The 25,868-nt window shown below is 71.2% G+C and carries 21 protein-coding genes; 11 read left to right on the forward strand and 10 right to left on the reverse strand.

Annotated elements, in window-relative coordinates; genetic code table 11:
• Positions 1-63: 63 nt before the first annotated feature.
• Complete coding sequence (locus ACFY3V_RS14570; protein ID WP_362897405.1) at positions 64-684, forward strand: LysE family translocator; 621 nt, start codon at positions 64-66, stop codon at positions 682-684.
• Positions 685-753: 69 nt separating this feature from the next.
• Here ACFY3V_RS14570 and ACFY3V_RS14575 read toward each other — a convergent pair whose 3' ends face one another.
• Positions 754-1,482: an alpha/beta fold hydrolase gene (locus tag ACFY3V_RS14575; RefSeq protein WP_389773426.1), complete on the reverse strand. Its 729-nt coding sequence runs from the start codon at positions 1,480-1,482 to the stop codon at positions 754-756.
• 107 nt (positions 1,483-1,589) lie between these two features.
• Here ACFY3V_RS14575 and ACFY3V_RS14580 point away from each other — a divergent pair, with 107 nt between their 5' ends.
• Positions 1,590-2,144 carry a TetR/AcrR family transcriptional regulator gene (locus tag ACFY3V_RS14580; protein WP_362504362.1) on the forward strand — a complete coding sequence of 185 codons (555 nt, stop codon included), beginning with the start codon at positions 1,590-1,592 and terminating at the stop codon, positions 2,142-2,144.
• A gap of 205 nt (positions 2,145-2,349) precedes the next feature.
• Here ACFY3V_RS14580 and ACFY3V_RS14585 read toward each other — a convergent pair whose 3' ends face one another.
• The 4 genes from ACFY3V_RS14585 to ACFY3V_RS14600 all read right to left on the reverse strand — a co-directional run bounded on the left by ACFY3V_RS14585 (position 2,350) and on the right by ACFY3V_RS14600 (position 6,846).
• Positions 2,350-3,561: a hypothetical protein gene (locus ACFY3V_RS14585; protein ID WP_389773429.1), complete on the reverse strand. Its 1,212-nt coding sequence runs from the start codon at positions 3,559-3,561 to the stop codon at positions 2,350-2,352.
• Between the two features lie 31 nt (positions 3,562-3,592).
• Entirely contained in the window at positions 3,593-3,979 is a 387-nt protein-coding gene (locus ACFY3V_RS14590) for a Rid family detoxifying hydrolase (protein WP_362504357.1), read from the reverse strand.
• Positions 3,980-4,004: 25 nt separating this feature from the next.
• On the reverse strand, positions 4,005-5,123 hold the full coding sequence (locus ACFY3V_RS14595; protein WP_389773432.1) for an alanine racemase: 1,119 nt from the start codon (positions 5,121-5,123) through the stop codon (positions 4,005-4,007).
• 199 nt (positions 5,124-5,322) lie between these two features.
• Positions 5,323-6,846, reverse strand: coding sequence for an amidohydrolase family protein (locus ACFY3V_RS14600; protein WP_389773435.1), 1,524 nt, complete (start codon positions 6,844-6,846; stop codon positions 5,323-5,325).
• A 203-nt stretch (positions 6,847-7,049) separates the two neighbouring features.
• On the opposite strand from ACFY3V_RS14600, the gene ACFY3V_RS14605 reads away from it, so the two are divergent.
• Positions 7,050-8,759: a glycosyl hydrolase family 8 gene (locus ACFY3V_RS14605; protein ID WP_389773438.1), complete on the forward strand. Its 1,710-nt coding sequence runs from the start codon at positions 7,050-7,052 to the stop codon at positions 8,757-8,759.
• Between the two features lie 220 nt (positions 8,760-8,979).
• Here the strand turns inward: ACFY3V_RS14605 and ACFY3V_RS14610 are convergent, their stop codons facing one another.
• Positions 8,980-9,486 (reverse strand): hypothetical protein, encoded by a 507-nt coding sequence (locus ACFY3V_RS14610; protein WP_362919962.1) that lies wholly within the window; start codon positions 9,484-9,486, stop codon positions 8,980-8,982.
• Positions 9,487-9,670: 184 nt separating this feature from the next.
• Complete coding sequence (locus ACFY3V_RS14615) at positions 9,671-10,756, reverse strand: hypothetical protein (RefSeq protein ID WP_389773442.1); 1,086 nt, start codon at positions 10,754-10,756, stop codon at positions 9,671-9,673.
• A 399-nt stretch (positions 10,757-11,155) separates the two neighbouring features.
• Between ACFY3V_RS14615 and ACFY3V_RS14620 the strand changes: the two genes are divergently transcribed.
• The 3 genes from ACFY3V_RS14620 to ACFY3V_RS14630 all read left to right on the forward strand — a co-directional run bounded on the left by ACFY3V_RS14620 (position 11,156) and on the right by ACFY3V_RS14630 (position 12,247).
• A complete protein-coding gene (locus ACFY3V_RS14620) occupies positions 11,156-11,386 on the forward strand; it encodes a hypothetical protein (protein ID WP_362905091.1) in 231 nt (76 codons plus the stop codon).
• Positions 11,383-11,700 (forward strand): hypothetical protein, encoded by a 318-nt coding sequence (locus ACFY3V_RS14625; protein WP_389773446.1) that lies wholly within the window; start codon positions 11,383-11,385, stop codon positions 11,698-11,700. Before ACFY3V_RS14620 ends, ACFY3V_RS14625 begins: the two co-directional genes overlap by 4 nt.
• A 115-nt stretch (positions 11,701-11,815) precedes the next feature.
• The gene (locus ACFY3V_RS14630) at positions 11,816-12,247 is read left to right on the forward strand and encodes a hypothetical protein (RefSeq protein WP_389773449.1); all 432 of its coding nucleotides are present in this window, start codon (positions 11,816-11,818) and stop codon (positions 12,245-12,247) included.
• A 13-nt stretch (positions 12,248-12,260) separates the two neighbouring features.
• On the opposite strand, the gene ACFY3V_RS14635 is transcribed toward ACFY3V_RS14630, so the two are convergent.
• The 3 genes from ACFY3V_RS14635 to ACFY3V_RS14645 form a co-directional block, all read right to left on the reverse strand.
• Positions 12,261-15,827 carry a DUF4153 domain-containing protein gene (locus tag ACFY3V_RS14635; RefSeq protein WP_389773452.1) on the reverse strand — a complete coding sequence of 1,189 codons (3,567 nt, stop codon included), beginning with the start codon at positions 15,825-15,827 and terminating at the stop codon, positions 12,261-12,263.
• A 246-nt stretch (positions 15,828-16,073) separates the two neighbouring features.
• Positions 16,074-16,763, reverse strand: a complete 690-nt coding sequence (locus ACFY3V_RS14640; protein WP_350946596.1) for a response regulator transcription factor — start codon at positions 16,761-16,763, stop codon at positions 16,074-16,076.
• A gap of 191 nt (positions 16,764-16,954) precedes the next feature.
• The gene (locus tag ACFY3V_RS14645) at positions 16,955-17,935 is read right to left on the reverse strand and encodes a GNAT family N-acetyltransferase (protein WP_362905115.1); all 981 of its coding nucleotides are present in this window, start codon (positions 17,933-17,935) and stop codon (positions 16,955-16,957) included.
• Positions 17,936-18,173: 238 nt separating this feature from the next.
• Here ACFY3V_RS14645 and ACFY3V_RS14650 point away from each other — a divergent pair, with 238 nt between their 5' ends.
• From ACFY3V_RS14650 to ACFY3V_RS14670, 5 genes are all read left to right on the forward strand, one after another.
• Complete coding sequence (locus ACFY3V_RS14650; protein ID WP_389773456.1) at positions 18,174-19,022, forward strand: arylamine N-acetyltransferase; 849 nt, start codon at positions 18,174-18,176, stop codon at positions 19,020-19,022.
• Positions 19,023-19,452: 430 nt separating this feature from the next.
• On the forward strand, positions 19,453-21,021 hold the full coding sequence (locus ACFY3V_RS14655; protein WP_389773459.1) for a serine/threonine-protein kinase: 1,569 nt from the start codon (positions 19,453-19,455) through the stop codon (positions 21,019-21,021).
• Positions 21,018-22,892: a hypothetical protein gene (locus ACFY3V_RS14660; protein ID WP_389773462.1), complete on the forward strand. Its 1,875-nt coding sequence runs from the start codon at positions 21,018-21,020 to the stop codon at positions 22,890-22,892. The genes ACFY3V_RS14655 and ACFY3V_RS14660 overlap by 4 nt, the downstream gene beginning before the upstream one ends.
• The gene (locus ACFY3V_RS14665; RefSeq protein ID WP_389773465.1) at positions 22,885-24,432 is read left to right on the forward strand and encodes a serine/threonine-protein kinase; all 1,548 of its coding nucleotides are present in this window, start codon (positions 22,885-22,887) and stop codon (positions 24,430-24,432) included. The genes ACFY3V_RS14660 and ACFY3V_RS14665 overlap by 8 nt, the downstream gene beginning before the upstream one ends.
• A gap of 78 nt (positions 24,433-24,510) precedes the next feature.
• On the forward strand, positions 24,511-25,848 hold the full coding sequence (locus tag ACFY3V_RS14670; RefSeq protein WP_389773469.1) for a hypothetical protein: 1,338 nt from the start codon (positions 24,511-24,513) through the stop codon (positions 25,846-25,848).
• Positions 25,849-25,868: the final 20 nt, after the last annotated feature.

Below are 25,868 nucleotides of genomic sequence, written 5' to 3' on the forward strand. Positions count from 1 at the left end.
TACACCAAAGGGTCCAGGCATTGGCCCTGACGGCGAGGGCCGGGCCGCCCCTATCGTCGGGGCATGGTCTCCCCGTCCACATTGCTGATCTTCTCGGTCGCGTCGCTGGCACTGGTCCTGGTGCCTGGCCCGAACCACATCTACATCATCGCCCGCGCCGTCTCCCAGGGCCGCGCCGCCGGAGTGGCGAGCGCGCTCGGCGTCGAGGTGGGCACGCTGGTGCACATCGCCGCCGCGGCGGCCGGTCTCTCGTACGTGATCGCACAATCGGCGACCCTGTTCAACGTGATCAAGTGGGCCGGGGTGGCCTACCTGGTCTACCTGGGCATCCGGGCGCTGACGAGCAGGCAGGAGTTCGCGAGCCGGGAGACCCCGCCGCAGCCGCTTCGGGCGATCTTCCTGGAGGGCGTGGTCGTCAACGTGCTCAACCCCAAGGTGATCCTCTTCTTCCTCGCCTTCCTGCCCCAGTTCGTGGAGCCGGAGGCGGGCGCGGTGCCGCTGCAGATCGCCGTCCTGGGCGGAACCCTGCTCTTCCTGGGCCTGCTCTCCGACCTGATCTACGCGGTGGCGGCGGGTGCCGTGGGCGGGCGGCTGAGGAACAGGGCGCCGCTGATCGGCCACTTCAGCGGGATCGTCTACCTGGGTCTCGGCGTCGCGACCGCCCTCTCCGGTCGCTCCGTCTGAACACACGAGACCACCTCGACATACGAGGCATACGTGGGGGTACGCGATCATCTGGACGCGCGGGTCCGTCTAGACGCGCCGTTCCGCTCCGGTGTGCGGACAGTGGTCCACCTGGTCGCACAGGTCGCCCACCAGCCTGGCCAGCGCTCCCGGCGCCGCCAGCACGCCCAGGTGCCCCCTGCGGGGGACGAGAATGAGTCGTCCGTTCCCGCAGGCGCGCAGGAAGGCGCGTTCGTGCACCCGGAACGGGTCCCGGGTGCCGTTGACCAGCCACACGCGTCCCGGGTAGGAGGCCAGTTCCGTGAGCTGGTCCTGGTCGGCGACGGCGTCGACGGCCTGGGGCATCACCTCGCAGAAGACTCCCCCGGCCACCGTCGCCTCCCCCACGGGACCCGGCAGGAGACGACGAAGGGCGTAGGAGCTGATCCGGTTCGCGAGCGACGGATTCCGGGCGGCGAGCGAGGCGGCGAACCGGTGGGGGCCCGCCGCCGAGCCGAGCCCGGTGCATCCGATCGCCATCAGCCCGGCCACCCGCTCGGGGAAGCGTTCCGCGGTGGCGATGCCGACGTATCCGCCGAGGGAGAGCCCGGCCACGAGCGCCCGGCCGCCGAGGGCGTCGACGGCGTCCGCGACCGCCGACGCCGCCGCGTCCATCGTGAACGGCTCGCCCCGGCGGGTGCCGTGGCCCGGCAGGTCCACGGCCGTCGCGGGACGCCCCAGGCGGGAGAGGTGGGAGATGACGGGGCCCCACATGGTCGCGCTGAGCCGGATGCCGTGGACGAGAACGACGGGGAGCACGCACGCCTCCAGGGGGTCGGCCCGATCGGGGAGATGGCCCGGCCGGGAATTGCGTCGATTAAAACACAACGCACCGTTGCGTTGCTATGAGTCGCTATAGTCGGCCCATGGCACCGCGCAAGGAACAGCAGATCTTCCAGGCGACGCTCGAACTCCTCGCCACCAAGGGATACGAGGGCCTGACGGTGGAAGGGGTCGCCGAGCGGTCGGGGGTGAACAAGACCACGATCTACCGGTGGTGGACGTCGAAGGCGGCACTGCTCGCCGCCGCCCTGGTCGAGGCCGACCTGCTCGCGATGGAGCCGCCCGACACCGGCGACCTCAGGGGGGATCTGGAGGCCCTGGTCGGCGGGGTCGCCGCCCTGCTCACCCGTCCGCCCGCCGCCGACGTCGCGGTCGCGGCCCTCGGTGCCGCCGTTCACCACCCCGAGCTCGCCGAGGCGACCCGGCGCTTCTTCGCCGACCGGTTCGCGCGGGAGCAGGCCGTCTTCGACCGTGCGCGGCGGCGCGGCGAGCTGCCGGCCGGGGCCGACCCCATGCTCATCGTCGACCTGCTCGCCGGAGCGGTCTGGCTGCGCGCGGTCTTCCGCGGCCTGCCCCTCGACGACGACTTCGCCGCCCGCGCCGTGAGCACCGTCCTGGACGGCGCCCGCGCCTCCTGAACCCGCCCACCGACCCGCTCGTGAAACCGCTCATGAACCTGCTCGCGACCCCACCCACGAACCCGCTCATGAACCCGCCCACGAACCCGCCCGTGGACCCGCCGCAGAACCCGAGCCCCGCCTCGCGAAGCCCCCCGGCCGACCAGACATCGGCCTCCTCCGGCCGGTCTCGCCGGACCAGGTCTCTCGCCGGACCAGGCCGGTCTCAGGCGGAGAGCGCCCCCGGGATGCGGTCCAGGATCGGGTAGGGCATGAGCCCGTACGCGTAGAAGTCGACCGCGTCGGCACCCGAGGCCCGTACGGCGCGGACCTTGGCGGCGAGCCGGTCGGCCGAGTCGGTGTCGGGCAGGCCGGGGCGCAGCACGACCCGCAACTCCCTGTCCTTGCCCGTGGAGCGGCGGTAGGCGGCGACGTCGTCGGCCACCCTGGCCACGTCCCTGGCGTAGGCGAGCACGCCGAGTGAGGGCACCAGGTCACCTAGGGCGACCAGGTCGACGCCGAGCTGCCAGGAGTCGTGCGCGGCGAGCCCCGGCGAGGGCAGCCCGTCGGTATAGCCCTTCACCGCACCGGTCCCGTCGAGGAAGACGAGACGCGAGCCCTCGCCGGTGACGGCGGTGGAGACCTCGGAGACCAGCGAGGTCACCGTCTCCGAGCGGGCCCGCGCGTAGGCGACCACCTCGGGCCCCGCGTACGCGGTCAGGGCGGCGCGGGTCACCTCGCCCTGGGCGGGAGGGTCGCCGTCGAACACGGCGCCCACGATCCTGGAGCACTCCTCGCGCGCCACCTCCGCGTTCACGCCCAGGTCGGTGGCGCGGCGCATGCAGAAACCGCAGAAGCACAGGCCGAGCAGGAAGGCGTCCATCGGCCCGAGCGGGACGAAGCTGCGCTCGTGGTGGTAGCCGTGGCCGAAGGTTCCGTAGTGCAGCGCCTCGGCCACCACGCTGTCGACCCCCTGCCTCGCCACCGCCCGGCCCAGCGCGACCGCGTACAGACGCACGTCGGGGTGGGAGGGGCACAGGTCGGCGGGCGAGCCGCGGTCGCCGAAGCAGTCGCGTACGGTGACGTCCGGGTTGGCCAGGCCGAGCGTGGTGTTCTGCAGGAAGACGGTCCAGCCGTGCAGGGCGAGCCCCCGTGCGGCGGTGGCCTCGCGCAGGGCGGCCAGCGGCTCGTCCTCGGCGCCGTCCTGGACGGGCGGCACCAGGCGCAGCCCGCCGAACAGGTCGGCGGGCGGCGTGAAGTGCGCGCCGTCGTTGCGGAGCGTCACCCGGGGGCGGCCGTGCGGGGTGACGTCGCGGGCACGGTGGTAGGCCGCGGCCACGGTCACGCCCGTCACGCCGTATCCGGTGATCCGGTCGAGGACCGCCTCAAGGCCCTCCCCGCGCACGTCCTCGACGTAGACGTATAGCGAGCTGTCCAAGCCGCCGCCCTCCCACGAAGTCGGTCAGACTCTAACGCGGCTTGTAGGCCACGAAGTCGATCTCGACGAGGATGTCCATCAGGTCCGAGCCGACGGTCGTGCGAACCGGGTACGGGCGGGTGAAATACGACTTGTACACCTCGTTGTAGGCGGCGAAGTCACGCTTGAGGTGCTCCAGGTGCACGGTCGACTTCACCACGTCGTCGAAGCCCAGCCCGTGGGCCGCGAGGATCGCGCCGAGGTTGCGCATCACCTGGTGGGTCTGCTCGGCCACGTCGGTCCCGACGACCTCGCCGGTCTCGGGACTGAGCGGCCCCATGCCCGAGGTGTAGACGAAGTCGCCGACCACGAGACCCTGCGAGTACGCCCCGACGGGCGCCGCGCCCTCGCTCGTCCTCAGCTCCTGCTTGTCGCTCATCTCACCAATCCTCAGCGATGGAAAATCAGAAAAAGGTGTTTATCAGATCGACGACGACATACTCCTCGTCGACCACCGGGATGGTCCGCCACTTGTCGAAGGCGGTGCACGGATGGGAGATGCCGAACGACACCAGATCGCCCGGCCGCACCGGCGAGCCCGGTGCCGGCCTCAGGAGCGTGTGCTGGTCCTGGACCTTGAGCACCGTCGCGCCCGCGGCGGCTCCGCGCGGGATCGGCAACCCCTCGTCGAAGGGGGCGTCGCGCTTGCCGAACCCGACCACGGCCAGGTCGGGTTCGGGGACGCTCAGCACGTGCGCCCAGATCTCCAGCGCCGCGCGCAGTTCTCCGTCGATCCGGGTGTACGGGGTGCGCTCGCGGTAGTAACCGTCGTCGTGGGAGACGTACGCGCCGCTGCGCAGCATCACCCTCGCCTGGCAGGCGGCGAGCTCGCGGCCGATCACGTCGAACCACTGGCTGCCGCCCACCGACAGGATCGGGTCGCGCACCCGCAGGTGCTCCAGCGCCTCCAGCAGCCGGTGCAGGTAGGCCCGTACCTCCTCCGCCGACCCCAGCGAGCCCTCGTATCCCGCGACGCCCGCCAACTCCACGCCCTCGGCCGCCTGCGCGGCCGAGGCGACCTCCAGCAGCTGGGCGAGCGTACGGCTGCCGCCGCGCCCGCCCTCGTGACCGAGTTCGGCCAGCACGCGGAACGGCCTGGCCCCCGCGTGCCGGGAGAGCGCCTCGACCCCGGCCGTCGAGTCGACGAAGCACAGGAACTCGAACGCGGGATCCTCGTCCAGCTGGGCGGCGAGAGCGGTCAGCCCCGCCGGGTCGAAGACCTGGTTGGCGAGGACGATGCGGGAGACGCCGAACCCGCGCAGGGTGAGCGCCTGGCTGGGGGTGGCGACCGTCATCCCCCACGCGCCCGCGTCGAGCTGCGCCTTCACCAGCTCGGGCGACATGGTGGTCTTGGCGTGCGGGGCGAAGGTGAGCCCGTACTCGCGGGTGAAGGCCGCGAGGGTCGCGATGTTGTGCTCCAGCGCGCTCCGGTGGGCCACCATCACGGGGAAGGTGAACGCCCCGCCGAACAGTGAGGCCCCCAGCACCGCCCCGGGGTCCGCGATATCCACGATGCCCTTCACGTCCCGTCCCCCTCCGCGTCGCCTGACGGATTCGGCGGCTTATCGGCCACCGCATCCGGGCGTGGGGGATCGCGTCCCCTTTCGCCGCCCTGAGGACCCTATCCTCACGGCACCCTCTCCAGGGCCGTGTCCGAAGGGCCGCCGGGGGCGGCGCCGTTCCTCGAAAGCCGGGCGACCTGCCGAGGGGTGACGCCGTTTCTCAGGGGCGTAGTGCCCTGCCGGGGGTGGCGCCGGTGAGCGCTCCCGCGGTGAGCACCGGAACCCCGGAGACGAGGACGTCGCCGATCCCGGTGGCCGGGGTGCGCGGGACGGCGTACGTGGCCAGGTCGGCGACCGCGGTGGCGTCCAGGACGACCAGGTCGGCGACCTGGCCGGGGCGGACGAGGCCCCTCCCTTCGAGGCCGAAGCGGCGGGCCGGGTGCGAGGCGAGGTGGACGACGGCCTGCTCCAGGGTCCAGTCACCGGTCTCGCGGACGTGGTGGCCGAGCATGCGGGCGAACGCCCCGTAGCCACGCGGGTGCGGGTGGCCGCCCACGTAGATGCCGTCGGAGCCGCCGGTGTGGGCCGCATGACGCAGGACCGCGCGGACCGATGCCTCACCCTCGGGGCCCTCGTCGGGGCGGGCCGCCACGCATCCGGCCTCCAGCCGGGTGTCGATCAGGATCCTGCGGCAGAACTCCCCCGGCTCCAGCCCGGCCTCGGCCGCGGCGTCGGGCAGCGTCATCCCCTCGGCCCACTCGACACCGGGTAGGTGGGAGAAGGTGATTCTCAGCCAGAGCGCCTCGTCCCACTGGATCGGCTCGGACTCCAGCACCTCCAGCGTGCGCTCGACGTCGGCGGCCGGGACCCACGGCGGCAGCGCGACCATCGCGAGGATCGTGCTGCCCCGCAGGTAGGGGTAGGTGTCGAAGGTCAGGTCGACCCCCATGAGCCGGGCCTCGTCGACGAGCGGCAGGAGCGTGGAGGCCGGACCGTGATAGTGCGAGACGTGCACGGCGGCGCCCGAGCGGCGGGCGATGTCGCTCACCTCGGCCATCCCGGCGGGAGCCGCCGCACCGTACCCGCGCATGTGCGTCACATACGGCAGGGTGCCCAGCGGTGCGCAGAGCGCGGCGATCTCGGCGGCGTCGGCGTAGCGGCCGGGGGCGTACTCCAGGCCGGTGGAGAGGCCGACGGCGCCCTCCGCCAGGCCGCGTTCGACGCGGGCCAGCATCGCGGCCAGTTCGTCGGCGGTGGCGGCCCGCTCGGCGGCGCCCATCACGTCGTGGCGGATCGTGCCGTGCGGGAGCAGGTACGCGGTGTTCAGCGCGGTCGCCCGGTCGTAGCCCGCGAGCAGCTCCGCCACACCGATCGGCCCGTCGGCCGAAGGGTGGACGCCGTTGACGGCGGCGAAGTAGCGGGTCGCGTAGGCGAAGGTCTCCGGGGTGGTGGAGGGGGCGAAGGAGAGCCCGTCCTGGCCGAGGACGAACGTGGTCACGCCCTGGCGGAGCGCGGCGAACTGCACGTCCTTGTCGAAGACGAGGGCGTCACCGTGAGCGTGGCAGTCGACGAGGCCGGGCATGACGTGGCGCCCGGCGGCCTCGACGACGGTCGCGGCGTCCGCGCCCTCCAGGCGGCCCACGGCGGTGATCCGGTCTCCGTTGACACCGACGTCGGCCCGGTGAGCCGGAGCCCCGGTGCCGTCGAGCACCCAGCCATCCCTGATCAACACATCGAACGACATGCGGGGATTCAATCACCCGAAAGGTCTGCGCCGCATCCAGCGCTCGTCTTCGTTCTCCCTGCCGCTGTCCCGGATTTCCCCGGTTCTGGGTATGGGAGGAATTTGGGCCCCCCATCCCCTTGACCGTAGCGTGTCAGGGATGGTGCCATCTTTCCCTAGTTAGGAACCTTTCCTAACTAGATGATCGCAGAGAGGGCACCCCTGTGCACGCGAGACCGCGCCTCGAACGCCTCCAACGCCCCTCGCCCGTCCTCGCCCTGGCACTGGCGTCGGCACTGATCGCATCGCTGTTCGTACTGGCGGCACCGGCCGGCTTCGCCGCCGACTCCCTGCTCTCCCGTGGCCGCCCGGCCACCGCCTCCTCCACCGAGGACTCCACCCTGCTTCCCGGTGCCGCCTTCGACGGCAACGCCGCCACCCGCTGGGCCTCCGCCGAGGGCCACGACCCGGAGTGGATCCGCGTCGACCTCGGCGCCTCCGCCACCGTCTCCCGGGTCAAGCTGACCTGGGAGGCCGCGTACGGGAAGTCGTACCGCATCGAGGTCTCGCCCAACGGCTCCACCTGGACGTCGGTCTACTCGACCACCACCGGCGACGGCGGCGTCGACGACCTGACCCTCTCGGGCACCGGCCGCTACGTGCGGATGTACGGGACCGCGCGAGGCACCGTGTACGGCTACTCGCTGTACGAGATGGAGGTCTACGGCAGCACCGGCGGCACGACCCCGAGCCCCACCCCCACGGTCACCCCGTCCCCCGGCGCCCCCGGCGTGCCGTTCGGCTCCCACAAGATCCCCTACGCGGCCGGGATGCTGCGCCCGACCGGAACCCAGGCGACACTCGACCAGAAGGTGGTCGACTACTACCGGCGCTGGAAGGCCGCCTTCGTCAAGCAGAACTGCGGCAACGGCTGGTACCAGATCATCTCCCCCGACGCCGACCACCCGTACGTGGCCGAGGCGCAGGGCTACGGCATGGTCATCACCGCCACGATGGCCGGGGCCGACCCGGACGCGAAGAAGATCTTCGACGGCCTGGTGAAGTACGTCCTGGCCCACCCGTCGTCGATCACCCCCGGCCTGCTCGCCGCCGAGCAGAACACCGCCTGCCAGAGCGTCAACGGCGGCGACTCCGCCACCGACGGCGACCTGGACGTGGCCTACGGCCTGCTCCTGGCCGACCGGCAGTGGGGAAGCACGGGCACCTACAACTACCGGCAGCTCGCGATCAACCACATCAACGCGATCAAGGCCGGTGAGGTCAACCCGACCACCAAGCTGATGAAGCTCGGCGACTGGAGCAGCTCCGGCGACCAGTACTACTGGATCAGCCGCTCCTCGGACTGGATGATCGATCACTTCAGGGCGTTCCGCAAGGCCACCGGCGACACGACCTGGGACACCGTCCGCACCAACCACCAGAACCTGATCGCCTCCCAGCAGTCGACCTACGCGCCGAACACCGGCCTGCTGGCCGACTTCGTCGTCAACACCAACACCACCCCCAAGCCCGCGCCGGGTGAGGTCCTGGAGTCCGCCAACGACGGCAAGTACTGGTGGAACGCCTGCCGTGACCCGTGGCGGATCGGCAACGACGCGGTGACCAGCGGCGACGCCAAGTCCCTCGCCGCCGCACGCAAGCTCAACACCTGGATCAAGAGCAAGACCGGCGGCAACCCGAACAACATCGCGATCGGCTACTCCCTCAACGGCACCCAGATCTCCAGCGGCAGCGCACCGGCCCACTTCGCCCCGTTCGCGGTGGCGGCGATGACCGACTCCGGCAGCCAGGCCTGGCTGGACGCCCTGTGGAACAAGATGCTCAACACCCCGTTCACCGCGAACGACTACTACTCGACCAGCATCCAGCTCCAAGTCATGATCACCGTAACCGGCAACCACTGGGTGCCCTGACCCTCACCCGAACCAACGCGGCCCTCGCCTTCCAGCGGGGGCCGCGTCGGCGTGCCCGTAATCGTCAACGGATTCTTATATCGCCCGGAAGGCTGTTACGGAAAGTGTGGGCACCGATGTGGCGTGAAGCCTCTTCCCACCCTTCGGCCACCGATCACCCGCGTCAACAACCCTGCGGGTCAATACAACTGGCCGTTCTCGCGGGCGGCCTGCCCGAAGGTCAGGCGACCGAGGCCGTACGCAAAGGTGCGAGGTAGTGCCATAGGTCCGGGTCCCGGTCCACCACCTCCCTGATGGCCGGGCAGCTCTTGAACATCTGAAGGCTGTAATCCCTCCAGAGATTCAGACCGTGCCCGGTGGCGGGGATCTGTTCCGCCGCACGCAGACCGATGCTCAGCACGTCACACAGCATCTCTGCCGTCACGAGCACGCGAACCCGTGTCTCTCCGTTCTGCGGCACCGGCTTGGACTCGTAGAAGTAGGGATACAGCTCGGGGTGGTCGATGATGACCCGCAGAGCATTGTGGAGATTGACGAAAACACTGTCCGTGGTGGACGCCCCGGCGATGGCGTTACCGATCTGCACCTGCTTCGTCGCGGCACGCGTCTGCTGGGCCGCGAAGCCGACAGCCACCACGGCTACGGCGACACTGCAGATGGCCACGATGCTCTCCAATGACACTTCCCCTCCGGAAGAACTGGCGACCTTGACATCAATAACGTCCACCGGCCGCAATTAGCTCCCCATTAAGGAATATTTCCCCACCCAAATTCACCGAATCAGACCTGCGGTCACCTTAGGTGTGAATTTACTGCCAATAGTGCACTAGGGGGCAAATATCCCATAGCAGGCACAGCACCTCTTCGAGCTGGAACAGCAGGGGTGCCACGCGGGCCGCCACTCGTGAGCCTCACGCGCAGGTCAGCACGCGGCGCAGGTCCTGGGCCGAGTCCGTCAGCGTTGACGTCGGCCCCGTTCCGGCGAGCTCGATGCGGTCGGCGACACGGAGCAGCAGGTTGACCGTGCGTGCCGAGGCGATCTCGCTCGCCTGTGCCATCACCTCCACGATGACCGGCTCGGCCTCCTGCCACGCTTGTGCGTGTACGAGGCCGTTGAGCAGTTGGGCCCCGCAGTTATAGCGAGAACGTCCCCGCGTCAGGTGATGCTCGTAAGCCTCCGTAAGCGGTGTGACAGCCTTGCCCCACTCGCCCAGCTCCGCGTAGGCCATCCCCTGATGCCCGGCCAACTCGGCCTCGTCCATCCACCACGACCAGTACGGATCGCGAGTGCCGATGCTCTCGGTGAGCGCGGACCGTGCCCGATGGAGCGCTCCGAACCCCCGCGTCCCGTCACCCAGTGCGGCGAGCGCCCGACCTCGCCGTACCTGGAATATCGCTTCGACACGAGGAGGGAGGTCACCACCGGCGAGCACGTCGTCGGCGATCCGCAACGTCTCGTGCGGGCGACGCTGAAACTGGGACAGCATCGAGAGGTGAGCCAGCTCCAGCAGCTCCATACTGCGATCTCCTGCGAGACGGGAGAGCATCATCGCCTCGTGGATGATCTGACGTGAGACGTCCTGCCGATCGGCGTCATGGGCCTGCCATGCGGCGATCTCCCCGGCCTCTCCGGCAGCGGCTTCGAGGTCTCGCTCGACGGTCGCGGTGAAGTTTCCTGCGGCGAGTTTGGCACTGGCAGTTCGGAAGACCCGCACTGCGAGGGGGAAGATCTCGTTTCCCCCGTACGCGGTGTCCAACGCGACAAGCGCCTGCCCGGTAGTCCGGAGCGTCATCACATACTCCGCATCGGCCGGTCGGCCGTCTACGACAAATGGATCAAGCGCCTCGATGCCCAGTGATGCCGATGCGTCTGGACGAATATGGACGTTCTCCTCGAACAATTCGGTTTCCCTGAAACCAAACACCCGGCAGTACAGCGTGAGATAAGGCTCCCTGGGCCGGTGTTTCCCCGCTTCCCATCCCTTGATCGATCGCACCAGCGACTCCCTGGCCGGGAGGCGCTCTCGGGTCCACTCGTCAGCCGCTTCGGCCAGGCGCCTGGCCATCTCCTTTTGCGACCAAAGCCGAGCACACCGCTCTTCGCGGAGTCGAACAGCCCATACTGGAAGCTTTTTCATCACGCACCTCGGGCCGAGGGGAAACGTCGATCCCTTTATTTTCCCCCAGCACCACCTACCGATGCACAGGTTTACCGCGTGTGATGGACAGAGAATTCAAACAGGCGGGACCCGAAAGCGCTCAGCGGTCACCCCGCCTTCGTACTGGCCATCCAGCCCGTACGGCATCCCCTCCGTGTCTTTGCCCACCTCATGAAACGGGCTCGTCCATCACTGCGAACGATCGGACGAGCCCGTTATCGGATGGAGGTCCAATCAGTGAACGATGCCAAATCCACCCACCCTGTATCCACCATCCCCGGCTGGCGGTTGATTCTCAGTGATGCCGGGCGGCTATGGGCCAGCCGGGAGGAGCCCTTCCCGTCGGCCGCATTCCACGCCGGCGCCGAGCGGACCGTCGACGCCGACAATCTGGAAGCCCTGCGGGCCGAGACCGAACGGCAGGAAACCATCGCACGGGAGGCACAGGCCGGGCAGGTGATCTCATGATCCGCCGCTGCCTGTCCGCCGCCCGAGGCCGCCACCGCGACGGCCAGGCCGTCATCGCGGTCCCGCACTACACCTGGGACCACGAAGCCCGCGCTCAAGCCGCGATGCTGGAGATCACCCAGCCGGGCTGGGCCGTGCTGTACGGCACCAGCAGTCGTCTCTTCCACGCCATCGCCACCTGGCCCGTCCCCGAGCCGCTGATCATCTGCGACCGGACCGCCGAAGGGCTGAGGGCCCAGATGCGCGAGGCCGAGAGGACCACGCTCCACCGCTGGGCCCTCACCTCCAGTTCAACCAGCATCGGCCACTTCTGATGAACGGGCACGACGGCCCTCTCACATGGCCCCCAAGAGGGCCGCCAACTAACGTCATGCTGCCTTGACGTCAAGCCTCCTTGACGTCAAGGCAGCATGACGAAATACTCGGCCCATGGCGACTCCAGAGGATCTTGAACGTCAGTTCACGCTGCTGACCGCGACCGCGCGCTACGACGCGCTACGCACCCGTGAGGCCCTGGCCGCACCGGCCGACGAGGACGACGCCGAGCTCACGCCGCTCGACCCCGGCGCCGAGCCCCTGACCAGGGGTGAGGCGCTGGAGCTCCTCGCGCTGGGTGAGGTGATCGCGCGGAAGGCGGGCTACGGACGTCAGCTCTCCGTACGCTCCGCCCGCCGGGCAGGCGCCTCGTGGTCGCAGATCGGTGCCGCGCTGGGGACCAGCAAGCAGGCCGCGTGGGAGGCCCACAACCGGTGGATCGACGAGCAGACCGGGGAACGCGACGGCCACTGGGGCTGGAGCGAGGACGACGCGGCGGCCGCGCGCACGCTCGCCGGCGACCCGGAAGGCGCGGAGACGAAGTGAGCGCGGCCGTCGTTCAGTCCTGGTCGGGGATCTCCAGGCGGGAGATCGTCTGCGGGCAGGAAACCGTGCTGAGCACCGGCCGCTGAGCCAGCAGATCCCTCGCCTCGCGGCGGGCCAGGTTCCAGCCGTTCCACGAATCGGGTCCGGCGAGGTCGTTGGCCGCGACCACGTCCCGCAGGACGCAGCTGCGGGACGGCTCGGGCAGCCGGTCCAGGGCGGGGACGGCCTCCGCGCCGAGGTCGCCCAGGTATTCGAGGTCGATCCGGTCCACGCCCCGTACGGCGATCTGGGTCTCCGCGACCCGCAGGTCGGGGTTCCACACCGCGAAGGCCAGCAGCGCGGCGCTCGTCATCAGCACCAGGGTCCTGGGCAGCCAGCGCGCGTGCCCGCGCCCGGTGAGCCGGGCCGCGCCCGCGGCGAGGACCAGCGCGAAGACCCCGCCCAGCCACAGCACCGTCGCCGACACCGAGGCCCGCAGCCGGGAGAGCCCGTAGGCGTCCGCGTACAGGTCCAGGCGGTGCAGCGCGGAGAACAGGATCACCAGGGTGAGCACGCACAGCACACCGAGCAGCCCGGCCATCAGCCAGCGGTCGGAGCCCTTGAGATCCAGCGTCCCCGAGGCGACCGCGACGATCGCGAGGACGAACACGCTGACGACGACGAGCTGGAAGAACCCCGAACGCGCGTACTCCGCGTAGGTCAACCCCGTGGCGGAGACCACCCACCGGGTGGAGCCGAACAGCACGGTGAGCTGCATCCCCACGAACGTGGCGAACAGCAGGTTCAGCGCCGTCAGCGGGGTCACCCAGAGACCGCGGCCCACCGTGACCTTCAAGTCGGGGGCCTTCGGCTCGGCCACGGGCCGCAGCCCGACCAGCACGGCGGAGGCGACCACGCACGCGAAGACGACGAAGAGGAAGATGCGCAGCGGCAGCGACTCCGCCCACTCCTGCGCGCTGAACACCCGCTCGACGGCCTCGGCGAAGACCGCGTCCGCCGAGACGAACAGCGCCCCGAACACCGCCAGCAGCACGACGGTCAGCCCGCCCCCCAGCAGCAGGGGCATCACCCGGCGACGGGACGCGAGGCCCTTCAGCCTCGCCCCGAGGAACCACGGCACCGGCAGCAGGCCCAGGATCACCGACGCGCCGCCCCTGATCACCCCGAGCCAGCCGCGCCCGGCCCCCGACAGAGCGAGCGCGGCCGTCAGGAATCCGGCCAGCAGAAGGATGCCGACCAGCCAGTCCGCGTCCCTGAACATCACCGTCGCGACCAGCCCGTAGGCGACCGCCCCCATCCCCGCCGACCACGGGGTGATCCTCCTGCGCACCGCGGGGATCGTCGCCGCCCCCATCGCCGCGGCCACCAGTACGAGCCCCAGCCCGGCCCTGCTGTACGGCACCGCGACCGCGGCGAGCAGCCCGACGGCGGCGGACACCGGCAGCACCCAGCGGGGTGTGTCCGGCAGCTCGGGGCGGGGGAAGACCGGCGGCGCCTTGTACCCTCCCGGAGCTCCGGGACCGTCGTAGCCTCCGGGAACCCCAGGACCGTTGTGCCCTCCCGGAGCTCCGGGACCGTTGTACTCTCCGGGAGTCCTGGGACCGCTCCCCCCGCCCGGCCGGGAGCCCGCCGATGAGCCCGTCGCCCCTTCCCTGACTCCCGCCGCCCGCACCTCACCTTCCCGCCGGGGAGCCCCTGTGCCCCCTGCGGTGACGCGTCGCGTGGCGGGTTCCCGTCCCGAAGGCCGGTGCGGGAGCGGTTCGACGGAGGCCAGGAAATCGCTGGTGGGTGTGGTGGCGCCGATGACCGTGCCGATGAACGCGCCGATGGCGAAGAGGACGGATCCCGCGAAAGCGGCGAGCAAGGCGTCGACGGTCGCGAGCGCGATGCCCACGATCACCCCGCACACCAGCCCCGCGATGCCGCCGAGGAAGACCCCGGAGAACGCTCCCGGCCAGTTCCGCATCACGACCGGCTGCTGACGTGCGCTCCCGTCCCTGGCGAGCACGGGTCGTGGAGGGTACGGCTGCGGGGAGGGTCGTACGGGAGGAGGCAGGGCGGCGGCTCCGGGGTCGAGGGCGGCAGGCGCCGGTCCCGACCCCGACCTCGGCCCCGGCCCCGGCCCCGGCCCCGGAGAAGCGGGCACCTGTCCGGCCGCAACCGTCTCAGAGACTTCGGGCGTGCGACCGCTCTCCGCCGGTTCGACCGGCTCCCTGGATTCGACGGCCACGGAACCCTGATCGGCCCCGGACGCGCGACCGGCTTCCACCGGTTCGTCGGACACGGGAGTCCCGGTGACCCCAGTGACTGCGGCGACCTCGACGACCTCGCGACGTCCGGACGACAGCCCCGCCACGAGCGGGACCGGCGGCGTACCGGCCGTGGACGGAAGCGACGGCGCGGAGGTCTCGGACGGGACCAGCGTCGTACCGGCCACGAGCGGGACCGGCGGCGCGGAGACCGCGAGAGCCGCGGGTTCCGCGGGTTCCGCGGGTTCCGCGGGAGCCTCGCTCGAAGGCTCCTTGCCCCGGGCGGCGGCGTCCTCCCCCGAGGGGAGGGGGTCCTTGCCGGGGAGGGACGGGGGGTTCATCTCGATCCTTTCCGGAAGGTCGGCCACGATGTGGCAGCCGACACCGTCGTCGACGTGGATGGAGCCGCCGTGGAGTTCGACGATCTCCTTGGTGATGGCGAGGCCCAGCCCGGCGCCGCCGTCGTCGGCGGCCCGGCCCGCGTCCAGGCGGGAGAAGCGCTCGAACGCCCGCGCCCGGTCCTCGACCGCGATCCCCGGCCCCTGGTCGCTCACTCTCAGCCGGACCCCCTCTCCCCTGGCCGTGGCCGCCAGCACCACCGCCCCGCCCGCGGGGCTGTGGCGCACCGCGTTGTCCAGCAGGTTGGCGAGTACCTGCGCGAGCAGGTCGGGATCGGCGCGCAGGCTCAGGCCCTCGGGGACCTCGCAGCGCGCCACCACCCCCTCCCTCGCGAGTACGGCCTCCCGCAGGGCCTGCTCGCACAGCGGACGCAGCTCGACGTCCTCGCGCTCGATGAGCCGTGCCCCGGACTCCAGACGGGACAGGTCGAGCAGTTGCGCGACCAGGCGGCCCAGCCGCTCGGTCTGGGCGAGCGCGGTGCCGAGGGTGACGGGATCGGGCTCCGAGACCCCGTCTACCACGTTCTCCAGCACCGCACGGAGCGCGGTGATCGGCGTACGGAGCTCGTGGCTGACGTTGGCCACCAGCTCACGTCGCTGCCGGTCCACCTCCCCCAGGTCGGCGGCCATCGCGTTGAAGGCACGGGCGAGCTCGCCGACCTCGTCGCGGGAGGACGCGGTGACCCGCAGGCCGTAGCGGCCCTTCGCGATGGTCTGCGCGGCGGCGGCCATCTCGCGCAGCGGCTTGGTCATGCCCCGCCCGAGCAGCTGCACCATGATCAACGCGAACACCACGGCCACCGCGACGCGCACGTCGCGCGAGTAGCCGGCGTTGATGCCGACCTCGTTGACGACGAACGCCGTCACCACGGCCAGCAGGATCACCATTCCGAGCTTTATCTTGATCCGGCCCAGGAAGTCGAGAGGTCTCAATGGTCGGCGCGTCCCGGTGTTGGAGTGGAAGGGCACATGAGTGTCTGAGTGACGGGGAGGGCGATCGGTTCTCCTCCGGGCGTGAGCGCCGTTTCCGAGGCGCGCGGAAACCAGCGTTCGCGGCCGTACACGAGCGTGGGTCCGTGGCACCGTCGAGCGTTTCTCCGTGGCACCACGGAGAAACGCGGTCGCGGCCGGGCGCCCCTGTCGGACCGTGAACGGCGATCGGCGGACCGGGAGGGCCGTTCACGGTTTGACGAGGGCGTAGCCGACGCCGTGGACGGTGCGGACGACTCCGGGGCCGAGCTTGCGGCGCAGGGCCCGCACGTGGCTGTCGACCGTACGGGTGGCCGCGGCCTCGGAGAAGCCCCAGATGTCGGCGAGCAGCCGTTCCCGCTCGAAGACCTGGCCGGGGCGCTCGGCGAGGCGGCAGAGCAGGTCGAACTCGGTCCTGGTCAGCTGGGCCTCGGTGCCCCGCACGTAGACGCGGCGCTCGGCGGTGTCGATCTCGATGTCGGCGAGGCGGATGACCGTGTCGGCCACGGCCAGCTGCGAGGCCCGCTCGACCCGGCGCAGCAGGGCGTGCACCCGGGCGACCAGCTCGCGCATGCTGAACGGCTTGGCCATGTAGTCGTCGGCCCCGACCCCGAGCCCCACGAGAAGGTCGGTCTCCTCTCCCAGGGCGGTGAGCATGAGCACCGGTACCGGTCTCGCGGCCTGCATCCTCCTGCACACCTCCAGCCCGTCGAGGCCGGGCAGCAGCCGGTCGAGCACCACCACGTCGGGTCCCGTCTTCGCGTAGGCGGCGAGCGCGGTCTGCCCGTCCCCGACGACCTGCACGTCGAAGCCCTCGGCGGCCAGCCTGTGGCGTACGGCCCGCGCGATCGTCTCGTCGTCCTCGACCACGAGGACACGGCGTTGCTGAGGGGTTGCCATGCTCGGCAGCGTAGACCTGAGCCGTGCAGAAGACCTGTGGTGAATTGTGAAGGTTCTGCGCACCCGGCGACCGGCCGACCCGCCGACGGGGCCTCGCGTACGAGGTCCCGTCGGCGAGTGCGGCCCTCCCGAACGGGTCCGCAGGGCCTTCCGCGCGTGCGAAGATCCCACGGATCCGGGGGAGGCCGGAATCAGGCGAGGATCAGGCGACGACCGGTGATCCGGTAGCCGATCCTGGCGAACGAGGCCGCCATGGGCGCGTTGCCCACGTCGGTGTTGTCCTTCACCTCGGGCTCGCCCTCCGCGACGAAGTTGTGCAGCGCCTCGGCAACGAGGTCGTCCGCGTAACCGCGGCCTCGGTGGGCCGGGTCGACCCCGAGGTAGCCGATCGTGGCGTTCCTGGAGTTGCGCGTCGCCATCACGATGCCGACGAGCTCTCCTGACGCGTCGCGGGCGAGCCGCCACCTCCGGCGCCCTCCCGGCATGTCGGCGACCTCGGCCACGGTCCTCTCGGCCGTCGCCCTCGCACCCCGCTCGGCGAGGTTACGCCGGTCCCAGTCGTCGAGGCTGCCCTCGGCGACACGGGCCAGCAGGTTCACCACCACCTCGTCGTCGTCGGCCGGGGCGAAGGTGAGCCGGGCCGACCTGGGCGGCAGACCGTACTCGGGGAGCCAGTGCAGGTTGAGCCGCTCGACGGACCGCCGCAGTCCGGCCGTCTCCGCGGCGGCGATCCGGTCGGAGGCGTCCGCGAACGCGTCGGGGCGCTCGTGCCAGTCGGCGGGCAGGAACAGGTGGTAGTCGGGTCGCGCCCCGGACGGTGTGGCGTACCCGGGCGTGACCAGGGTCGCGTACGCGGCTCGCAGCAGGGCCGCTCCCACCTCGATCCGGCGCGGGCCGGAGCCGGGGTCGAACCAGTCGAGGCTGTAGGGGTGCTCAGAGCCCGGCGGACCCCAGAAGGCGGCTCTGGCGACCACCTCGTCGCCCCGCAGTGCGACCCAGACCCATCCGGGCCGGTAGTCGAGCTTCTTGAAGGGCAGGTGGCGGGCGCCGACGCCGGAGGCCGGGAGCGGGCCGTAGCGGTGGAACAGGTCGAACTCGCCCGCTTCGAGCGGACGGAACCGCAGATCGGAGAGGTCGGAGGTGGACAGGTCGGACAGATATGGCTCGGACAAGCGAAACTCCAGAAAGCAGGTGCGCTTCCCGGTCTCAGGCGGCCTGTCGCCCGAGGCGGGAGCGCGTGACCGAAACGGCGAACATGTGCTCCTCACCTCCTCACACTCGCGGGGACGGTCAGGCTACCGGCGTACCCGGGGCGGTCTCAACCGGATAATCCGGGCGCGCACCGCTCATTCCCGAGAAAGCGCATGTCCAAGGCTAGGTACGCGCTCACCTGGGCGTTAACGTGACAGGGTGATCGATGTCACCGCGTACCTCCGCAGGATCGGCGTGAAGGTCGACGGACCTCCGAGCGTGGAGTCACTGCATCTGCTGCACCGGGCACACGTCGAGCGCGTGCCGTACGAGTGCATGGAGATCTGGCTGGGCCGTCCGACGACCGTCGACCCGGTGGAGTCGGCGGCGCGGATCGTCCGGGGCCGTGGCGGCTACTGCTACCACCTGAACGGGGCCTTCTCCGAGTTGCTGAAGGCGCTCGGCTACCGGGTGACCCGGCATCGCGGCGGGGTGCAGGGCCGTGCCCAGGGCCCGGCGAACGTGGACGGCGGCCACCTCGTGCTCACGGTCTCCGGACTGCCGACCCCGGGCAATCCTCAAGGGAGGTGGCTCGTCGACCAGGGCCTGGGCGACGCGCTCCACGACCCGCTCCCGCTCGTCGAGGGCACATACCGGCAGGGGCCCTTCACCTACGGCCTGCGTCCCTCCGAGGTGGAGCCCGGCGGGTGGCGGTTCGACCACGACCCGCGCGGCGACTTCCTCGGCATGGACTTTTGCGGCGTGCCCGCCGAGATGCGAGAGTTCGCCGCGATGCACGAATTTCTCTCCACCTCGCCCGATTCGGGTTTCGTCCGCGTGGCCACGATCCAGCGGCGCGACGCCGGCGGTGTCGACGTCATGCGAGGGCTGATCCTGAGTCGTCGCGGCGACCGCGAGCACTCCCTGACCGCGCGGACCGAGCGCGACTACTTCCAGATCCTCGCCGACGTCTTCGGCCTGCACCTGCCCGACGTCACCCCCCTGGAACGCGCCAAGCTCTGGCAGCGCCTGTGGACCGCCCACGAGAAGTGGTCCGACTCCCACTGACCCCCGGCTCCGGTCCGACCTGGCTCTCAACCCGGCCCGGATCAGCTGCCGGCTCGGCCCGGATCAGCTCTCGACCCGGCTCGATTCGGCTCCCAGCCCGGCCTGGTTCAGACCGGCTCGAAACTCCCGTGCTCCCCGGTCGCGGCCCGTCGCCGCCCGTCGCCGCCCGTCGCCGACGACCGCTCCGGCTCCGCTTGCGGATCTTCTCAGGGGACGGAGCAGCGTCTCGACGATCTCCCGGCGTTCGGAGAACTCACAGGAGGCGGTTCCCCCGCTTCCCGTTTCATCGCACCCCAAGGGCATCATGAGGACGCTCGTAACACTACGAGAACAGAAGCCACGGGGCGATGGATGGGACGGAATCATTGTTCATTGGTTCATGTGCCACTAAGTGACTATGTTGCTGTCCGCGATGGGTTGAGCGAACGGGGTGAACGGGATCGACACTCGAGTGCTGGCGGGCCGTTACCGGCTGCTGAACCCTCTCGCCGAGGGCGGGGCGGGCACGGTCTGGCTCGCCACCGACGAGACGCTTGGCCGCGACGTGGCGGTGAAGGAGGTACGACTCCCGCCTGACCTCGATCCCGCCAGGCGACAGGAGATCTTCGCTTCGGCGCTCCGCGAGGCGAACCTCGCCGCCCGGCTCAAGCACCCCTCGATCGTGACCGTCCACGACGTGATCATCGATCGGGATCAGCCCTGGCTCGTCATGGAGTTGCTGTCGGGCACCTCCCTGGAGCAGACCGTCCGCGACCGGAGCCCGCTGCCCGCACACCAGGTGGCGAGGATCGGCGTGGGCATCCTCAGCGCGCTCGGTGCCGCGCACGCCGCCGGGGTGGTCCACCACGACGTCAAGCCCGGCAACGTCTTCCTCACCAGGACCGGCAAGGCCGTCCTCACCGACTTCGGGTTCGCGGTCGCCGACGGCGAGGCCACCTCGGGCCGGACCGGCCACCTGGTCGGCTCGCCCAACTACATCGCGCCGGAACGGCTGCGCGGTGAGCGCGGCGGCCCCGCCTCCGACCTGTGGTCCCTCGGCGCCACGCTCTACTTCGCCGTCGAGGGGATGCCGCCGCACCCCGCGGAGAGCCCCATCGCGGCGATCGGCCGGGTGCTCACCGAACCGCCGAGGCCGCCGGAGCGCGCGGGCGAGCTGGGCGCGCTGCTGACGCGCATGCTCGACCCGGTTCCCGAGACCCGGCCGTCCTTCGAGTCCGTCGCCCGCTCGCTGGGAGAGCTGGCCGCAGGGCGTACGGCGACCGGGACACCGGCCGCGCCGCCCGTCCCCCCGCCGTCTCCCGCTCCCGTCTCCGTACTGCCGCCCACGTCGCGCCTGAGCCGTACGGCGCGGTGGGCCGCCGTCGAGACGGCCGGGATCGCGGCGGTCATCGCGGTCACCTTCGGGGTGACGTTCCTGCTCACCTCGAACCCCACGGCCGCCGAGAAGCGGGTCAGGCTCAGCGAGAGCCCCGGCGCCTTCGCCACGCCGGTGGACGTGTGCGCGCTCGTCCCCGGCTCCATGGCCAGGCAGTTGCTGCCCGCGCTGACGGGCGAGGGCAAACCGACCAACGACGGTGGCTGCCAGTGGGCCACCAGCGGCATGGGGCTGGAGGTGCGTCTCTCCGGCGCCGACCAGTGGGGCAAGAGCCCGCGGCAGGCCCACGAGCTGTTCGTGAACCGGCGCCATGAGGTCATACCGAGCGGAGAGAACGCCTGGAGCTGGCCGGAGATCCAGGCCGGTATCCGCTCCTCGCGCAGCACGGCGCCGATGGCGGTGGAACCCGTCGGGGACGAGGCGTTCGGCTACGACGTCTACGAGAATCGCAAGACAGGCAGGCTGGAGCAGAGCTACGTGGTCGTACGCGTGGACAATCTCGTCCTCGACGTCGGTTACACCGTGGTCGACGGCAGCAAGGACGGCCCGGCGATCCAGGCGGGCGCTCACACCACCGCGACATGGGTCGCGAACGCCTTGAACAAGCAGAAAGCGAGCGGATGAACCATCCAGAGGTCCCTCGAACGCAGGGCAGGCACGCGGGCGCGCACGCCGCTCCCACCGCGCCGGGCCCCGGGATCGCCGGAGCCGAGGGCGCGCCGATGCTTGAACAGAGCTCACTGGAACAGGTGATCGCCCGGTTCGGGCCGATGTCCCCGCAGCAGGCCGCAGTGGTCGGGGTGGCCGTGCTGGACCAGCTCGTGGTGTCGCACCGGCAGGGCATGCTCCACGGCGACGTACGGCCGGGTTCGGTACTGCTCGGCCCGTACGAGCAGATCGTCCTCTCCGCGCCGTCCCTGCCGTCCCCGCTCTTCACCTCCCCCGAGGGGGTGACCAGCCCCGCCGCCGACCTGTGGTCACTCGGCGCGACCCTCTACACCGCCGTCGAGGGCCGTCCGCCGTCGCCCGGCGGTTCCCTGGACAACGCGGGCCCGATCGCGCCCGTCCTGTTCCATCTGCTCGCGGCCGACCCCTCCCAGCGGCCCGACCCGGTCACCCTGCGCGGCGCCCTGATCGAGGTCTCCCAGTACCGTCCAGGGCCTCCGGCCGCGCCGCCTCCCACCGGCGCGCTCCCTTCGGCCTCGGGAGGCCAGTTCGGGGGAACCTCGGAGCCGGGAGCCTCCGGCCCTCCTCCCTCTTCCGTTTCCTCCCCTTCCATCCCCTTCCCCCCCTCCGCTGTCGCGGCGACGGCGGCCTTCGGGCAGACGCCCCCTCCGGGACCCGCCGCTCCCGGGGCCCCGGGAGCGGCCACCACGACAGGGCCGCAGAGGTACGAGGCGACCGCGCCCCTCGGAGGTCCCGGGGTCGCGGGCAGGCAGGAGGACGAGGCCGCCCCGTCCCGCCCGGGAGAGGAGACCGCGCCCTTCAGGAAGACCCTCACCGAGCAGATGTCCGACATCACGGCGAAGCTTCCCCAGCAGGACGCCCCCGTCCCCCCGCAGGTCGCGCTCTCCTCCTCTCCGGGCACGCCGATCGCCTGGCAGAACCAGCCTTCGCAGAACCAGTCCTCGCCGCAGCAGCGGACCACCCCCGGCCTCCCCCCGCAGGGACAGCCCCACCAGGGCACACCCCAGCAGGGACAGCCTCACCCCGGCGCGCCCTTCCCCTCCGCTCCCACACCGCCCCACCAGAACCCGCAGGACGCCCCCACCTCGCGTGAGCCGGCCCCCCTTCCCGTTCCCACGCCACCGGGCGCGTCCGCGGAGCCTCCCGAGCGGACGACGGGAGTGCTCGTACCCCGGCCCGTCGTCGCGCTCACCGGCGCGCTGCTCTTCGGCATGGCGGTCACCATCGGCGTCCTCCTCACCTCGATCGTCACGAACGCCGACGACACCGTCGCCGCCGAACCCTCGGGCGCCAAGGGCCGCTTCGCCACGGCTCCCCGGGCCTGCGGCCTGCTCGACGACGACCAGGTGAGCCAGGTCGTACCGGGATACAAGAGCTCGGAGGTCGAGCACTCCGTCTGCAACTGGCTCAACCAGCACGACTGGCGCAAGCCCAACGTCGAGAAGTACGACCTGCGCGTCCGGTTGATCGCCCAGAAGCAGGACGGTTCCGAGGTCATGAGGGCGAGGGAGTATCTGGCGGGCAAGAAGAAGGATCTCGTCGACAAGGGCCAGTTCGTCACCCCCAAACCCCTCCCGCCCAAGGACCTGCGGGGCGTCGGCGAGGAGGCGTTCACCTCGGGCACGTACAACGCCATCAACCTGTACAACGGCTCCTACAAGGCGACCGTGGTCTTCCGGGTCAGCAACCTGATCGCCGAGGTCGAGTACGAGCGGGGCGGCGTCAAGGAGGACCCCGACGGCAAGATCGCCGAAGGCGCGCTGCGGGTGGCCCGCTGGCTCACCGACTCCCTGAAAACCGATGACTGATCGGACGGCGGGGCCGCTGCCGATACTGGCGGGTCGCTACCGGGCCGTGGAGAAGCTCGGCGCGGGCGGGATGGGTGTCGTGTGGCGGGCCCGCGACGAGCTGCTCCACCGCGAGGTCGCGATCAAGGAGGTCAAGCTCGGCCCGCACCTGCCCGAGGCGCAACGCGTCGAGGCGCGGGAACGCACCCTGCGCGAGGCGCGTGCCGCCGCCCGGCTGGGGCACCCGTCCATCGTGGCCGTACACGACGTCGTCGCGCAGGACGGCCGCCCGTGGATCGTGATGGACCTGGTCAAGGGCCGTTCGCTGGAACAGGCGATCCAGGCCGAGGGGCCGCTACCGCCCCGGCGAGCGGCCGTGATCGGCCTGGCCGTGCTGGACGCGCTCGCCCTCGCGCACAGCCGGGGCATCGTGCACCGCGACGTGAAACCGGCGAACATCATGCTCGCCGTGGACGGCGGGGTGCTGCTGACCGACTTCGGTATCGCCGTCCTGGAGGGGGACGTCCAGCTCACCTCCCCGGACGCGTTGATCGGCTCCCCCGGCTACATGGCCCCCGAGCGGCTGCGCGGCACCGACGACGGCCCGGCCACCGACCTGTGGTCCCTCGCGGCGACCCTGTACACGGCCGTCGAGGGCCGGAGTCCCTTCCGTCGCGACACCCCGGCCGCGACCATCGGCGCGATCCTCACCCAGGAGGTGCCACCGCCCCGCAGGGCGGGGGATCTGACTCCGGTGCTCATGGCGGCCCTGACCAAGGATCCCCGGCTCCGCCCAGGGGAGGCGGGACTGCGCACGGCCCTGCGGCAGATCTCCCAGGGACTGCCCCCGCAGCCGCTCTCCCCGGTCTCCCCCGGCCCGGCCGCCCCGCCCCTCTCCACGCAGGAGACCATGCCGGGAAGGCAGGTGACCAAGCCCCGCCGTACCGCCCTGATCACCGGGGCCGCGCTCGCCACGGTGGCGCTCGCCGCGACCGGGGCGGTGGTCCTGATGACGTCGAACGGCTCAGAGGCGCCCGCGACCCCGTCGCCCACGGCCGGCGCCGGACGGTTCGCCACCGCGCCCGACGCCTGCTCGCTGCTGGCGGACTCCCAAAGCCGGGCCGTGGCGCCCGGCGCGACCCCCGAGCCCGCGACGACCACGCGGGCGGAAGAGGGGTCCTCCTGCGGCTGGGGCGGGCCGTCGGAAGCGCACTGGTTGCGGGTCTCACTCACCCGCAAGGCCCCCGTGAACGCGAAGGCCGCCCCGGAGGTGGCCCACGAGTTCTTCGTCTCCGAACGCACCAGGACCATCGCCGACAGGGGAGAAGGCCCTCTCGGCGCGACCGGTGCCGTCAGGAAGGCCGATCGAGTGGGCGCGGAGGCCTTCGCCTTCGACGTGACCGCGCTGGACCGGGTCCACTCCACGGTTCGTTTCCGGATCAGCAACCTGCTGATCGAGGTAGACGTGTCGCAGAAGGGCGAGCGCCCGAACGCCGAAATGCGCCGGCAGGCCCTTCGCGCCGCCCGCCAGGTTGCCGAGAAGCTGAACAACCTTGACTGAGCGCCCTCGTCCCGCGTTTCCCCCGGCGGCCCTCGGGCGACCCGCACGGTTCGACACCAGCGCACCCGAGGAACCGGTATGAGCGACCCGAACCTGCTGGCCGGTCGCTATCGGTTGCTGGAGCGCCGCGACCGCACAGGAACCACCTGGCGTTCCCGCGACGAACTGCTCCAGCGCGACGTCACGGTCACCGGGATGGCGCTCCCGCCACCCGGCCCGCAGCGCGACGGCCTTCTCGCCAGGATCCGCGCCGCGGCGGACCTCAGGCACCCGAACGTCATCACCCTGCACGACGTCGTCTCCTTCCCCGACCAGGTCTGGCTGATCCTGGAGTCGGTCGAGGGCCGCTCGGTGCTGCAGACCGTCCGGGCCGAGGGGCCGCTCACCTCCGAGCGGACGGCCGAGGTCGGGCTGCGCGTACTGGACGCGCAGACCGCCGCCCACGAGCGCGGTGTTCACCTTCTGGCAGGCCCGGAGAGCGTGCTCCTCACCCCTGACGGCAGGGTCGTGGTCACCGGCTTCGCCATCTTCGACACCACCGACGAGCTGCGCGACCTGGGCGCCCTCCTGTTCACCGCCGTCGAGGGACAGGTGCCGGACACCGGCCCGCGCCCGGCGGACGGCACCGCCCCGGCCTCTCCCCTGGGGGACCTCGTCGAATCCGGCCCCGCCTCGGGGAGCACCGGCGCGGCGACCTCCGGCCCGCTCGCCCCGCTGGTGGAGAGTCTGCTCACGGCCGACCCGGCCCACCGCCCGGACGCCGACACCGCCCGCACGATCCTGCGGGGACTCACTCCCCGGCCCGCCGGATCACGCCGCCCCCTCCTGATCGTCGTGGCCGCCGCGCTGGTCCTCCTGGCCGGCGGCGGTACGGCGTTCTGGCTCTGGTCCCGTCCCGCGTCCCAGCCGACGAACGCGGCTCCGGCACCACTGCCCACCTTCTTCGCGAAGGCCCCTGACCCGTGCTCCCTGATCTCGGAGGAACAGGCGGGCCGCCTCTACCTCGCGCCCTCCCCGTCGAGAGAGAAGGCGACATGCGAGTGGCAGGCGGCTGACACGACCGCGCCCGGCAGTCTCAGGAACACTCTGAAGATCACCGTCGTCCGCGAATCGAAGGCGACGCTCGCGCACGCGAAATACCTTCGCCTCCACGCACAGGACATGAAGGACACGCGGACCGTGAGCGCTCTCGCCGATGTGCCGGGGCTCGGCGACGAGGCCTACGCCTACCAGATCAGCAACGGTCATTCGAGCGTCAACTCGGTGATCGTCATCCGTGTGGGAAACATCGTGACGGCGCTGCAGTATCACCGGTTCACCGTTCCGGACACCGATGGCAGGGGCAGCGCCGGAGCCCTCCAGGCGGCCCGCTGGACGGTCGACTCACTCCGCGTCCGGGAGACGCCCTCCGGGTAGCGAACCCCCGAGCGCCGTCC

The organism is Streptosporangium sp. NPDC000095 (genome assembly GCF_042899335.1).
Classification (GTDB): Bacteria; Actinomycetota; Actinomycetes; order Streptosporangiales; family Streptosporangiaceae; genus Streptosporangium.